The 14,129-nt window shown below is 62.6% G+C and carries 11 protein-coding genes; 6 read left to right on the top strand and 5 right to left on the bottom strand.

Translation table 11 applies throughout. The annotated features are described in order from the left end of the window. Positions 1-2: 2 nt before the first annotated feature. The 3 genes from C2U30_RS00240 to C2U30_RS00230 all read right to left on the bottom strand — a co-directional run bounded on the left by C2U30_RS00240 (position 3) and on the right by C2U30_RS00230 (position 3,561). The gene (locus C2U30_RS00240) at positions 3-1,193 is read right to left on the bottom strand and encodes an amino acid aminotransferase (protein ID WP_010675240.1); all 1,191 of its coding nucleotides are present in this window, start codon (positions 1,191-1,193) and stop codon (positions 3-5) included. 135 nt (positions 1,194-1,328) lie between these two features. After that, positions 1,329-2,270, bottom strand: a complete 942-nt coding sequence (locus C2U30_RS00235) for a hypothetical protein (protein ID WP_199767314.1) — start codon at positions 2,268-2,270, stop codon at positions 1,329-1,331. Between the two features lie 217 nt (positions 2,271-2,487). Beyond that, positions 2,488-3,561 (bottom strand): porin, encoded by a 1,074-nt coding sequence (locus C2U30_RS00230; RefSeq protein WP_103242900.1) that lies wholly within the window; start codon positions 3,559-3,561, stop codon positions 2,488-2,490. Positions 3,562-3,929: 368 nt separating this feature from the next. On the opposite strand from C2U30_RS00230, the gene dinG reads away from it, so the two are divergent. The 3 genes from dinG (at position 3,930) to C2U30_RS00215 (ending at position 7,749) form a co-directional block, all read left to right on the top strand. After that, positions 3,930-6,002, top strand: a complete 2,073-nt coding sequence (dinG, locus tag C2U30_RS00225; protein ID WP_103242899.1) for an ATP-dependent DNA helicase DinG — start codon at positions 3,930-3,932, stop codon at positions 6,000-6,002. Positions 6,003-6,122: 120 nt separating this feature from the next. Then, positions 6,123-6,782, top strand: a complete 660-nt coding sequence (locus C2U30_RS00220) for a YccT family protein (RefSeq protein ID WP_010675244.1) — start codon at positions 6,123-6,125, stop codon at positions 6,780-6,782. Positions 6,783-6,852: 70 nt separating this feature from the next. Further along, positions 6,853-7,749: a histone deacetylase family protein gene (locus C2U30_RS00215; protein WP_010675245.1), complete on the top strand. Its 897-nt coding sequence runs from the start codon at positions 6,853-6,855 to the stop codon at positions 7,747-7,749. An 89-nt stretch (positions 7,750-7,838) separates the two neighbouring features. On the opposite strand, the gene C2U30_RS00210 is transcribed toward C2U30_RS00215, so the two are convergent. Next, entirely contained in the window at positions 7,839-8,987 is a 1,149-nt protein-coding gene (locus C2U30_RS00210) for an MFS transporter (protein ID WP_041214889.1), read from the bottom strand. Between the two features lie 301 nt (positions 8,988-9,288). Beyond that, positions 9,289-10,239: a ribosome biogenesis GTPase YlqF gene (ylqF, locus tag C2U30_RS00205; RefSeq protein ID WP_049636849.1), complete on the bottom strand. Its 951-nt coding sequence runs from the start codon at positions 10,237-10,239 to the stop codon at positions 9,289-9,291. 341 nt (positions 10,240-10,580) lie between these two features. On the opposite strand from ylqF, the gene C2U30_RS00200 reads away from it, so the two are divergent. Genes C2U30_RS00200 through C2U30_RS00190 form a run of 3 tightly spaced genes read left to right on the top strand, consistent with a single transcriptional unit; the run spans position 10,581 to position 14,098 of the window. Continuing rightward, entirely contained in the window at positions 10,581-11,972 is a 1,392-nt protein-coding gene (locus C2U30_RS00200) for an alkaline phosphatase (protein ID WP_103242898.1), read from the top strand. A gap of 12 nt (positions 11,973-11,984) precedes the next feature. After that, entirely contained in the window at positions 11,985-13,364 is a 1,380-nt protein-coding gene (locus tag C2U30_RS00195; RefSeq protein WP_042864106.1) for an alkaline phosphatase, read from the top strand. Positions 13,365-13,414: 50 nt separating this feature from the next. Beyond that, on the top strand, positions 13,415-14,098 hold the full coding sequence (locus C2U30_RS00190; protein WP_103244609.1) for a hypothetical protein: 684 nt from the start codon (positions 13,415-13,417) through the stop codon (positions 14,096-14,098). Positions 14,099-14,129 lie beyond the last annotated feature (31 nt).

Here is a 14,129-nt window from a genome sequence, read left to right as displayed (position 1 = left end):
TCTTACAACACCTTGGCGATGGCGTCGCAGAGGGGATCAATGTTGGCGCGGGTGATGCCTGCCACGCTGATCCGGCCGGAGCCGACGATGTAGATGGCGAATTCGCTCTTGAGGCGCTCCACCTGATCCTTGGAGAGACCGGAGAAGGAGAACATGCCGTTCTGTTCGCGGATGAAACTGAAATCCTGGTTCACCCCCCGCTCGGCCAGCTTCTCCACCAGCAGCTCGCGCATCTCGCGAATGCGCACCCGCATGGCGGCCACTTCTTCCACCCACTCCGCATAGAGGGCCGGGTCGCTCACCACGGTGGTGACAACGGCGGCGCCGTGTGACGGCGGGTTGGAGTAGTTGGCACGAATGACGGTCTTCACCTGGGTGAAGGCGACGTCGGCCACCGCCTTGGTCGCGCAGACCAGGGTGAAGGCGCCGACCCGCTCGTTGTAGAGGCCGAAGTTCTTGGAGAAGGAGCTCGCCACCAGCAGCTCGTCGTGGCACTCGGCGAAGATGCGAAGGCCTTCGGCATCCTCTTCGATACCGCGGGCAAAGCCCTGATAGGCGAAGTCAAAGAGCGGCAGCCAGCCAGCGGCAGCACTCTGCCTGGCCAGGGCGCGCCACTGCTCGGTGGTGGGGTCGATACCGGTCGGGTTGTGGCAGCAGCCGTGCAGCAGCACCAGATCCCCCGCCTGCGCGTCAGACAGGGAGGCCTGCATGGCGGCGAAGTCGAGTCCCTTGGTGGCGGCGTCGTAGTACTTGTACCACTTGACGGTCAAACCGGCCGCCTGGAACACGCTGACGTGGTTCGCCCAGGTGGGATCGGAGATCCAGATGGTCTTGGCGAGATTGTTGCGTACCACGAACTCGGCGGCGATGCGCAGGGCACCGGTACCGCCCGGCGCCTGCGCCGTCTTGGCGCGGCCGCTGGTCACCAGGGCGGCATCACGGCCGAACAGCAGTTGCTGCACGATGCGGCCGTATTCGATATTGCCTTCGATACCGAGGTAGTTCTTGGTCTTCTCGTCGGTCAAGAGCTTCTGCTCGGCTTGCTTGACGCAGTGAAGGATAGGAGTGGCACCGGTCTCATCCTTGTAGATACCGACCCCCAGATTGATCTTGTGGCTGCGAGTGTCGGCACGGAAGGCTTCGGTCAGGCCCAGGATCGGATCCGCTGGGGCGGCAACAACCTTTTCAAACATGGTATTCCCTGTAGTCCGTTGAGTTCGTTGGCTGGCAAAGTAGGTTGGCAAACAAAAGCGCCCGTCCAGGGAGCGCTTCGTCAGCTCTTTATACCACTGCCTTCCATAGGGGAAAACCGCTTTCTCGGCGCCGCCTCAACCAATCCCGTGCCAATCCGGTGCCAGGGCACACACCTCGACCGACAGACCCCGATTCGACTCCACCAGATCATTGCACTGCGCCAGCAGCGCACGGGGGATACGGCTCGGCTCCCAGGGCCGGCCATCCCCCAGGGGAACCCCGTAAGCCGCCTTGATGGGCACCAGATCCCGGGGCAACCACCAGCTCGCCGGTCTCCCCAACCGCTGGGCCAATGCCAGTACTCTGTCGACCCCGGCCGGATCCAGGGCGGTGAGGTGGCTCCAGAGGGTCTGGGGCGGCAAGGCGGCGATCAGGGGCTCCAGCGTGCCGGGATCCTCGGCGGGATACCAGACCAGCAGGGCGTCGGCGGGCAGTGGCAACTCGGCGAAGGCGCCGACGGCATCGGTCGTGATCACCCGCTGTATCTCCCCCTCTCCCCAGAGGATCTTGCCAAGCTGCGCCAGGGTGCGGGCGGGCAGTGCCACCTCCCCCAGGGTCTGGAGCCAGGGGGCGGCATCCAGCAGGGTGCCGCCGCTGAGAAACAGGCTGAACGGCCGTGCGGCCCGCAGACGAAGGGGCAGATCACTGCAAAGCCGGATCCCCTTGTCTTCGAAGTCGATCTGCTCGATGGGGCTGAAATGACCCTCCCCCTTGCGATACAGGGCCGCCAGCACCCGCTCGTTGACCCTCTCCCCCAGTTGCCAGCCGTGGGATTGCAGCCACTCCTCGGGTTCCGGCGGGGCACTGGCCATCTTCGCCAGCATCAGCTCCCGGGTCAGATAGCGGTGCCCGGCAGGGGTGAGCGCATAGTGGTGATTGCCAAGGGCCAGCAGCAACTGGTTGTCCCGAAGCATGCCGATGAGCGGCTGCCATTGACGACCGCGAACAGCCTGGGGGCTGCCGCTCAGCAACTGCTGTGCCAGCGCGCGCCACTCGGGGTGGGTGAAATCGATCAAAGGCATCCTTCCCTGTCGGCCAATCTGCTTCAACAAATTGAATAATCTAGCGATTTACGACGAAGGAGCCAAGGGCGGAAAAGAGACAACGTGACCTGGCGCAGCACCGTACGTCGAAAGGAAGCGAAAGAGGTGAAAGGCAGATAAAACAAAACGGCCAAGCAAGCTTGGCCGTTTCATCAACTCTTTCACGATTCCCTATGAGAGGGAGCCTTGATTAGAAGTTGTATTGCATACCAACAGTCCACTCGTCATCTTGCTGACTCAGGCCTTGGATTTTGTATTCGGTGTAAGCTTTCAGCTTGGAGTTGAAGGCGTATTCAACACCCATGGAGGTGAAATCTACGGTGTCTTCGTAAGAAGTTACACCTTCCACTTTCGCTTCAGCGAAGTTGTAGCCAGCCAGGAAGGTCCAGGCGTCTACGTTGTAGGAAGCAGCCAGCTCGTAGCCACGCGCCTTGGCATCGTTGAAGCCGTCGAACTTGTAGGTGGATTCGTTATACAGGGCAGCGAAGTAGAAACCCTGATAGGTGTAGCTTGCGGCAACAGCCCAGTCATTCTTGTCGGTCAGATCAGCGCCACTGAAAGTACCGTTTTCGGAAGTGATGGTGAGGCTGGAGGCATCTTCGAAGCTCTTGGACTCGTAACCTGCGGCCAGACCCAGACCAAAGTCGAAGTCATAGGTTGCGCCCAGGGTGTAGCCGTGGTCCATTTTACCTTCAACACCAGACCAGCCAGCGTAGTTCGCATCATAGCTGCCGTTGTTGGTGATGTAGCCACCTTTCAGGCCAAAACCGTTCCACTGACCGTTATAGATAGCCTGACCTTCTTGACGACCATCATAGACGTTGGCCATGTCACCGTAGTCGTTGAAGATATCGGTCTTGGCGACGGTTGCATTGTAGAAAGCAGTTTCTGTCTGACCAAACAGGAACTGGCCATACTGGGAACCATCGAAGCCAGCATAGATGTGACGAGCCTTCAGCTCACGCTTCTCGCTGCCATAGGAGTTTTCGGAGGCCAGTTGCCACTCAGTTTTGGCAACGCCAGACCAGGTGTCATTCAGAGCCATTTTACCGGACCAGCCCAGACGGGCATAGGTGGTCAGCTCACCATCATTCTTGGAGTAAGAATCTGCGTCTGCATCGTAGGAGTCGTACTCGCCGAAGTACTGGGCATGTACACGACCGTAGATGTCGAAGGTGGTACCGTCTTTGTCATAGATGACGGCAGCGTTAGCTGCGGATGCAAACAGAGCCGGGATAGCAATAGCCAGAATTGTCTTTTTCATAGTTTCCAATGCTAAACACTAAGTTGTTGTTATTCCCTGTGTTAGCGATGTTCTTTGCATCACTATGGGGCCTGAGACTAGCACCGGGTTTTGCAATCCGCAATGAAAAAACTTGGAACTTTCCCGTGATTCCATAGTCATAGGGGAAAAAATGTGATCCAGGTCCCACCCCATTCCCTCGATGCGAGGACAACGTTTGTAGCGAAAAACGCTGCTTTTTTATGCCGGCTGAGGGGAGTCGTCCATCCCCAACCGCTGTGTTGGCATATTTGGCGGCGGCCATGCAAGGGGCTGTCATCCCTGCCTCGACCCGGGCGCCGGGTTGCGGGTATCCTGTCACTCCAATCCCAGCCATGACCCGCCAAGCCATGTTATCGACCCGTCTCAAAGCCAGTATTCGCGCTACCTATCGCCAGATAGCCGACGGCCTGCCCGGCTTTGTGCCCCGCAGGGAGCAGAACTTCCTGGTGGCCGAGATAGCCAAGACCCTCACCGGGGAGTACGACAGGTCTCGCCGTATCCTGGTGGCCGAGGCGGGCACCGGTATCGGCAAATCCCTCTCCTATGCCCAGGGCGCCATCCCGGTGGCACGCCTCACCCAGAAGAAGCTCATCATCTCCACCGCCACCGTGGCCCTGCAGGAGCAGCTCATCCACAAGGATCTCCCCTTTTATCACCGTCACAGCGAGCTGCCGTTTCGTTTCATGCTGGTCAAGGGGCGCCAGCGCTACTGCTGCGAGCACCTGCTGGAGCAGGCGGCAAACGGCAGCGAGATGGCCAATTTCGAACTCGACTTCGGCGCATTGAGCAGACACAAGCCATCGGATGCTGACAAAGCGTGCTACCAGGGGCTGTGGCAGGCCTACACCGAAGGCAAGTGGGACGGGGATCGGGACAACTGGCCCAAACCCATTCCAGACCCTTGCTGGGATCGCATCGCAGCCGACCGCCACACCTGCAACAAGGCCCTGAGCCACCATCAGCACTGCCCCTTCCATCGGGCCCGCAACGACATGGACGCAGCAGACGTGCTGGTGGTCAACCACGCCCTGCTGCTCTCCGACCTCACCATGGGGGGCGGCATCATATTGCCGCCACCGGACGAGTGCATCTATGTGCTGGACGAAGCCCATCACCTGCCCACCATCGCCCGGGATCACGGCGCCGCCAGCGCCAGCATCAAGGGATCCCGCCGCTGGCTGGAAAAGCTGGTGCAAAGCGCTGGCAAGCTGGCCAGGACGCTGAACAAGGAGAGCCTGCTCGACCCCCAGCTCAAACTGCAGGATGCCCTGGCCTCTCTCCAGCCGGATCTCAAGGCCCTCGAGCAGTGGCTCACCAGCAATGATCACCTCTTTGGCGGCGAACCCCACCACAGATTCGCCGATGGGGTGCTGCCGGATCCCCTGCCCATGCTGGCGGAAAACCTCAAGGAGGCGAGCAAGAAGGCACTGAGGGCGCTGGACAGAATGCAGGGGGCCATCGGCGAGGCGCTCAAGGATGGCGAAATTCGTCGCAAGGAGGCCGAGCCTCTGCTGGCGGAGAGTGATTTTCACCTGCAGCGGCTCGAGAGCTTCTGCGCCCTCTGGGAGATGCTGAGCCGCCATGTTCCCACCGGCAAGACACCCCTCGCCCGCTGGATGGCCAGAAGCGAGGACGGGGACATCTGGCTGCACGCCTCCCCCATCGAGGTGGGGTATTTGCTGGAGGAGTGGCTCTGGTCCCGCTGTCTTGGGGCCGTGCTGGTGTCGGCGACCCTCACTGCCCTCTCTTCCTTCAGTTATTTTCGCCACCAGGTAGGGCTCAAGGAGCATGACGGCACCCGCTATCTGCGGCTGCGCTCCCCCTTCGACTACCACAAGGCAGAACTCTATCTGCCCAAGATGGCCCATGAGCCCAGTGCCCCCGCCTTCACCCAGGAGTTGATCGATACCCTGCCCCGCCTGCTGGCAGGCAAGGAGGCCAGCCTGGTGCTCTTCTCCTCCTATCGCCAGATGAACGAGGTGGCGGTGGGGCTGCGGGCCAAGGGGATGTCGCTCCTGGTACAGGGGGAAGCGTCCCGCAGCGCCCTGCTCCTCTTGCACAAACAGAAGTGCGACGGCGGCCAGGCCAGCATCCTCTTTGGCACCGGCAGCTTCTCGGAAGGGCTGGATCTGCCCGGCCACTACCTCACCAACCTGGTGATCACCAAGCTCCCCTTCGCAGTGCCCAACTCCCCCGTGGAAGAGGCGACCGCCGAGTGGATAGAGCAGCGCGGTGGCAACCCCTTCCTACAACTGACGGTGCCGGAGGCGTCGCGCAAGCTCATCCAGGCCTGTGGCCGCCTCATCCGAAAAGAGGCGGATCGGGGCCGGGTGACCATACTCGACCGCCGCCTGTTGACCAAGCGCTACGGCAAGGGGCTGCTGGACGCCCTGCCCCCCTTCACCCGGCGAATCGAGTAGGGGTCGACGCCCCCATCGGCAGGAATGCGCCATAAACGGCTATTGCCGCTCCAGGGCAAACCTGTAAAAATGAGCCCCTATTTTTCAGTGGGCAATCGCCTGACTGTTCAAGGAGATGAAATGAAACTGACTGTTCTGGTGCCGGCCCTGGCTGGTCTGTTGTGGGCAGGTAGCGCCCTGGCTAATAGCCAACTGGAAATAACCAATCCCTACGTGGTGCAGCTCATCGATGGCGAGTCCATCAACCCCAAGCTGCTCGACAAGACCAGCACCTTCCCCATCAGCGCCGGCAAGCACCAGGTGGTGGTGGCCTTCGAGGGCAACTACTCCAACCGTAGCGAGATCAAGCTGGTCACCGCCGAGCCCCTGGTGATCAACTTCACCGCAGGTGACAACCAGACCCTGGTGCTGGACTACAAGAAGCCCCGCAACGAGGCGGAAGCCAAGCAATTCGTGAAAGAGCAGAAAGTGGTCCTCAAGGACAAGGTCAGCGGCCAGGCCGTCGAGAACGAGCAGTTCGTCATGCCGACCGTGGGCGGCTTCCAGCTGACCCGTGACTATCAGCAGGAGCTGCTGAAGATGGGCAAGGCCTTCAACCAGCCCAAGACGGTCGCCGTCTCCAGTGCCGCCGTCATGGCCGCCGCCAGCGCACCGGTCGAAGTGGCGCCGAGCAAGGCCCAAAGCAATCCGGAAGCCCTGACCCAACTGCAGAGCTGGTACAACAAGGCCGATGCGGATACCCGCAAAGCCTTCCAGATCTGGGTGATCCAGCAGCAGTAAGGCGCATCGCACGCCTGCATCAAGGGGAGCCTGGCTCCCCTTTTTCATACCCGTTCATGGCCGATGCTTCATGTCACTGCGCATCTTCTATCACCCCCACTACTCCGCCCTGACGCTGCCCGAGCGTCACCGCTTCCCCCTGGCCAAGTACCAGGCGCTGTTTGAACGCCTCATCGCCCTCGACTATCCGCTGGCACAGGCCGCCCCTGCCAGCCGTGAGCAGATAGAGAAGGTGCACGATGCGGCCTATGTACAGGCCGCCCTCGCCGGCACCCTCGATGAAGGGGCCATTCGCCGGCTCGGCTTTCCCTGGTCTCCCCTGCTGATTGAACGTACCCTGCACTCGGTCGGCGCCACCCTGGCCGCCAGCCGCCACGCCCTTGCGCAGGGCTGCGGACTGCAGATCTCCGGCGGCTACCACCACGCCCACCGGGGGTTTGGCAGCGGCTTCTGCCTCTTCAACGATCTGGTGATCGCGGCGCGAACCTGCCTGGACGAAGGACTCTGCGAGCGGGTACTGATCGTGGATCTCGATGTCCATCAGGGAGATGGCAGCGCCGCCCTGTGCACGGGCAGCCGTGACATCATCACCCTCTCCCTGCACGGGGAACACAACTTCCCCCACCACAAGCCGGCTTCCCATCTGGACTTTCCCCTGCCAAGCGGCATGGAGGACGACGCCTATCTCGAGACCCTGGACCAGGCCCTCGCCCTTGCTCATCGCCTCTACGCCCCCGACTTCATCCTCTATCAGGCCGGGGTGGATGTGCACCGGGACGACGAGCTAGGCTACCTCTCCCTGAGCGACTCAGGCGTGCGCCAGCGCGATGCCATGGTCTTTGACTCTGCGCTTCGCCACGGGCTGCCCATCACCGCCGTACCGGGAGGGGGTTACCGGCGAGACTGGCAGCAGTTGATCCCGCTGCACCTCTCGCTCTTCGAAGCAGCAAGGCACCGGTTTGGTTGAGCGGCACCGCCCGGCCCATGATGAAAAAAGGCGACCCTTGGGTCGCCTCTTCTATATCCAGTGCGCAGGGATGATGACGCCGTCTGCCCTCAGGCATGGGCCATCGGCGTCGGGTGCTCGCCCATCTTGCGCAGCAGCATCAGCAGATAGACCAGGGAGACCCCGGCAATCACCATGAACAGCAGATGATCCGAGTAGTGCTGCATCAAGAGCGCCGTCAGGGTCGGCCCGAGCAGGCTGCCGATGGTGTAGCTCAGCAGCAGCGCCTGGTTCATGGCCACCAGTTGATGCTGCTCCACCTTCTCGCAGGCCCAGGCCATGGCCACCGGATAGAGCGTGAAGCCCGCGGCCCCCAGAATGAACAGCGTCGGTCCCATGGCCGCGTTGCCGAGCATCGCCATGGCCCCCAGGATCACCACCAGCACCTGTACCCGCAGCACCGGCAGGCGCCCGAAACGATCTGCCAGACGCCCCACCGGCCATTGCCCCAGGATGCCGGCGCTCACCATCACCGCCATCCAGTAGCCGATGGCCCCGTCGCTCACCCCCTGGTGGTTCAGATAGAGCGGCATCAGACCATAAAGCACCCCCAGCACGATGCCGGAGAGGATGCAGCCGTTCACCCCCAGACGCGCCTGACGCAGGCGCAGCATCGGCCAGACCGGAGTCCTGGCCTGGTGGTTGCCTGACGGACTGGCGATGCGGGTGAACAAGAGCGGCAGCATGGCCGTCAACACCAGGGCGGTCACCCAGGGCAGCACCGCCATCAGCGACGTCGGCACCTTGCTCACCAGCAGTTGCCCAAGCACAGTGCCCACGTAATAGACCATCATGTAGGCGGCCAGCAGGCGACCCCGATTGCGGGCGTTGCCGCTGCACATCAGCGCGCTCTCCACCACCACCCAGATCATGGCGCAGCCGACACCGGCGATGAATCGCCAGGCGAGCCAGCTCCAGAACGCCACGGTAATGCCGAGCCCGACGCAGCCTGCGGCAAAGAGCGCACTGGCCAGGTAGTAACTGCGATTGAAGCCGCAGCGGGCGATGAGTCTGCCCGCCAGCAGGGTTCCCAGCAGGTTGCCGGTGAAATAGGAGGAGCCGACCATGCCGACCTGCCAGGTGGGCAGATGCTCATGGGCGAGCCAGAGCGGCACCAGGGTATTCAATACCGCGATGGCCAGGGTCAGCAACAGCAGGCCACAGAGCAGGAGCAGCACCGGGCGGGAGTATGTGGTCATGGATAGAACCGTGGGGAGAGGCAAAATGCGAGCGCATCATGCCACCGCCTGTGCCTTTGTCAATCGGCACTGAGGCCGGGTCGCAAGGTTTTTCTGCCCACCGTGATGGCAACGCGGCAAGGCCCTCCCCTGACGGGAGCCTCATCCCCTTGATTGGCCGGCACGTTGGTCATGATGAGGAGAAGCGGGCGGTTGAATATCGACCCTGTGCCTCCCTCACGCCAGAGCGCCATGACCAGAAGAGGCGACCCAGGGCCGCCTCTTCTTTCTATCAAGCACAACCTATCGTGCACAACGCCGGTCAGCGCTGGCGCTTCTTGGCGTACTTGCGACGAGCCCGGGCCTGGCGCTCCTCTTCCCGCTCCGCCTTCTCCCTGGCTTTCTGCTCAGCCTCGGCCTGGGCTTCCACTATCTCGACGCTCACCATCTCTGGCGTCTCCAGGGAGATCCGCCCCAGCATGCCGGACCGGAATTCATTGACCAGGATTTCCGAGGCCTTGTGCAGATCCGCAAGCCCCCCCTTGCGCATGAAGCCGCGCTGACGGGCAATGAGATCTAGCAGCTCGATCTCGGTCTCCGGCAGCTCGCTCAGCTGGTAGCGTGCCTTGATGCGCTCCGGATAGGCCTTGATGAAGTAGTCGGCGGCAAACATGGCGATGTCGGCGTAATCGAAGACGGTATCCTTGATGGCCGCCGTGATCGCCAGTCGATAACCGCAGGAGGGCGGGTTGAGCTTGGGCCACAGGAAGCCAGGGGTGTCCGTCAGGATGACGTGGTTGTCGAGCTTGATCCGCTGCTGGGACTTGGTCACCCCCGCCTCGTTGCCGGTCTTGGCGATGATGCGCCCCGCCAGGGTGTTGATCAGGGTGGACTTGCCCACGTTGGGGATGCCCATGATCATGGCGCGCACCCCGCGCAGCTCGAAGTTGCGCTCCGGCAGCATCTCGTGGCACAGGGTCAGCAGTTGCTTGATCTTCTCCGGCTCCTGCTGGGTCAGGGGCAGTGCCTTGATCCCCTTCTCCTGCTCCATGTGGGCCACCCACAGCGCGGTGATCTCGGGGTCGGCAAGGTCTGCCTTGTTGAGCACCTTGATCACCGGCGTCTCCCCGCGCAGCTCCGGCACCAGGGGGTTCTCGCTGGAGAAGGGGATGCGGGCGTCGAGCATCTCGATGATGACATCGACCTGGGGCATGACCTCTGCAATCTCTTTGCGGGCCTTGTGCATGTGGCCGGGGAACCAGTTGATGGACATATCCGTTACTCTCTCATTGGCATGCGGTCCCCTCTCGGGGCTGCGGGCGCTCGGGGTTGCGGGTGCGTGGTGATGCGCCAGACCGCTGGCACTCATCGCAAGGGGGCGCATTTTACCTGCTGCGGCCCCGATTTGACAGGCTATTCTGGCCGGGTGTTGTCACCCGGGTGGCCGGATGCCCGCCACGCCACCGGGAGGTGAGTGGCAGAACCCAATCAACATAACCCATTGATATAAGATAACATTTACAAGGCGCTTTCACCGCATTGTCATCTCTCTTCACTAAAAGTGTCATCTGCCCCCTCTAGGCTGCGCTCAGGTTTCACAAGGAGCGAACCCCAATGAGAAAGATGGCAGGACTTGCAGTGATGATAGGCGCCGCCCTGGCCGCCGGCTGCAACTCCAACAACGACAGCAACACCCCGGAACCCAGCGCCAAGAACGTGATCTTCTTCCTCGGCGACGGCATGGGTCTCAACACCCTCACCGCCTCCCGGATCTATGGCGTCCGCGAAGAGGGCAGCCTCACCATCGACACCCTGCCGGAAACGGCCTTCATCAAGACCTTCTCCCACGATGCTCAGGTGACCGACTCGGCCCCCTCCATGGCGGCCTACATGACCGGGGTCAAGAGCAACAACGGCGTCATCAGCATGGACAGCGACGCCACCCAGGAGAGCGATTGCAGCCAGAGCGGCGGCAAAGCGGTGACCACCCTGCTGGAGCTGGCCAAGGCCGATGGCCGTGGCACCGGCGTGGTCACCACCACCCGGGTCACCCACGCCACCCCGGCCGCCACCTATGCCCATATCTGCAACCGGGATCTGGAGGCTGATATCGCCGTCCAGATGGTGCCGGGGGGCAGCGGTTACAACACCGCCCTGAAGGAGGGGCTGGATGTGGTGCTCGGCGGCGGCAGCGGCTTCTTCCTGCCCAGCGCCGACAAGGGCAAGCGGACCGATGGTCGCAACCTCATCGACGAGATGAAGGCGAAGGGCTATCAGTTTGCCGCCACCCTGGACGAGCTGAACCAGGCCGATGCGAGCAAGCCGCTGCTGGGCCTGTTTGGCTCAAGCCACATGAAATATGACCTGGACCGGCCCGCCAGCGAGCCGTCACTGGCCCAGATGACCCTGGCTGCCATCAAGCAGCTCAAGGGCAAAGAGAAGGGCTACTTCCTGATGGTGGAAGGGGGGCGCATCGACCACGCCCTGCACGACACCAACGCCAAGCGCGCCCTGCAGGATACCCTCGCCTTCGACAACGCCATCCAGGCCGCCATCAATGAAGTGAAGAAAACCGATCCCGAGCTGAAAAACACCCTGATCGTGGTCACCGCCGACCATGACCACACGCTTGTGCTCAACGGGTACGCCAAGCGCACCGGCAAGACCACGGCAGGCAATGCGGGCGTGCTCGGGCTGGTGAAGAACTACGAGACCGGCGAGCCGAGCAAGGATAGCGATGGCATGCCCTACACCATCATCGGCTTTGGCAACGGCTACAACCGGGTGGACGGCCCGCGCAGCAGCGTGGCGGCCCTCGACGACGCCACCGCCTCCGCCGACGACTATCACCAGGAGGTGGTGGTCAAGGTGGGCGAGATAGGCAACGAGACCCACGGCGGTACCGATGTCTTCCTCGGCGCCATCGGCCAGGGAGCGGAGCGCTTCCACGGCTCTCTCGACAACACCGCCGTGTTCGGCAAGATCAAGGCTGCGGCCAAGCTGTAAGGGATTATCAGGATGAACATCACCATGAAAAAGACGCTGGTCTGCACCGCCCTGCTCGGCACGCTTGGCGGCCTCTCCCAGGCGCACGCCGCCGATGCCAAGAACGTCATCCTCTTTATCGGTGACGGCATGGGCCCCACCGTGCTCACCGCCACCCGCCTGTTCAAGGTGGGGGAAGAGGGGGATCTCGAGATGATGAAACTGCCCCAGAGCGCGCGCATCAAGACCTTCTCCCACGATGCCCAGACCACGGACTCCGCCCCCTCCATGGCGGCCTACACCACCGGCGTCAAGATGAACAACGAGGTGATCGCCATGAGCAGCGACACCAGGGCAGTGGCACCGTCCAAGGATGCCAACGGCAACAAGGGCATCAACAACTGCACCAGCGACAACGGGAGCCCGGTGCCCACCATTCTCGAGCTGGCCAAGGCGGCGGGCAAGTCGGTGGGGGCCGTCACGACCACTGAGCTCACCCATGCCACCCCGGCGGCGACCTATTCCCATATCTGCCACCGGGATGCGGCCTACGCCATCGCCGAGCAGGCGGTACCAGGCGGAGCCGGCTTCAACCAGGCACTGGGGGATGGGGTCGATGTGCTGATGGGGGGCGGCGCCAACCACTGGACGCCCTACAGCGCCAGCAACAAGGGCGGCCGGGCCGACGGCCGGGATCTCACCGCCGAGCTGACCGCCCGGGGCTACCGCTATGTCACCACCAAGGATGAGCTCTCTGCCGTCAACTCGGGCAAGGTGCTGGGGCTGTTCAGCACCAAGTCCCACCTCGACTACGAACTGGACCGCGTCGCCAAGGGGGCGGCCAGTACCCAGCCGTCCCTCTCCGAGATGACCGCCAAGGCGATCGATCTGCTCAGCCAGAACAGCCAGGGCTACTTCCTGATGGTGGAGGGGGGGCGTATCGACCACGCCCTGCATGCCACCAACGCCAAGCGATCCCTGACCGATGCGGTGGCGCTGGACGAGGCGGTCAAGACGGCCCTCGGCAAAGTGGATTTGAGCGATACCCTGATCGTGGTTACCGCCGACCACGACCACACCATGACCATCAACGGCTATTCCGCCAAGGGCAATAAGGTGCTGGATCTGGTCAAGAACGCCGATGGCTCGACCCAGAACGACGCGGACGGCAAGCCGTTCACTACTCTGGTGTTCGGCAACGGCCCCAACCGCCAGGACCAGCGCCCCACCCTCACCAGCGATGAAGTGATGGCGGATGACTACCTGCAGGAGACCGGAGTCAAGCTCGGCTCCGAGACTCACGGCGGCGGCGATGTGATGCTGTTCGCGGGCGGCGCAGGCAGCAGCCAGTTCAAGGGCACCCTCGACAACACCCGGGTGTTCGGCAAGCTCAGGGAGGCCCTCGGCCTGTGATAAAGGGGCCCGGCACCGCGCCGGGCACCTTTTCCGTCGAGCGAGAGACGATGATGAAATATCTGCTTTCTTTATGGCTGCTGGGCAGCGCCCTCTCCTTCCCCCTCCTGGCCGACGAGGTACCCGATCTGGCCGCCCGCATCCGCTACGTGGACAGGGCTACCGGCAGCGACGGCATCACCCGGGAGAGCCAGTGGCAGGAGAAGTGGCTGCGGGTCGGTGACCAGGTGTGGAGCCAGCGGCTCATTCCCGTTCCCCTGGCCCGTGCCTATCACGCCACCCACGATGCCCGCCCCGGCCACAAGCACTTCACCCACCAGATGGCGGCGCGCTGGGTCACCCGCAGCGAGGGAGACACACTCCAGTTGCGCTACGCCGATGCCTGGCACAACCAGCTGGTGGAGGTGCCGCAGGAGGAGTACGGCCAGGTGGCCTTCAAGCCGGAGTGGGCGCGGATCCGCCACCTCATCAACCATGCCCTGTTAGAGGGAATGACACCGCTGGATGAGGCCGCCCCCGACCAGGCGAACTGGTATGAGACCCGCGAAGGTCGCCAGCGTACCCGCATCCTCTGGTCGAGCCGCTGGCAGTTGCCCCTGGTGGTGGAGTCGGCAAGCCTCGACGGTTATCGCAGCTACCGGATGGAGGTGACGCTCAAGCCGCTGCCAAAGACCCTCCCCTGGCAGCAACTGGCAGGGTACCAGACCCTGGATCTGCGGGATTTCTTCGACTGATCCCCCCAGGCGGCAATCGCCTGGCTGACAT

The sequence above is a fragment of the Aeromonas sp. ASNIH5 genome (assembly GCF_002902865.1).
GTDB lineage: Bacteria > Pseudomonadota > Gammaproteobacteria > Enterobacterales > Aeromonadaceae > Aeromonas > Aeromonas caviae.
The sequence above is the reverse complement of the archived record's forward strand: the minus strand, read 5'-3'. Positions and strand labels throughout refer to the sequence as shown.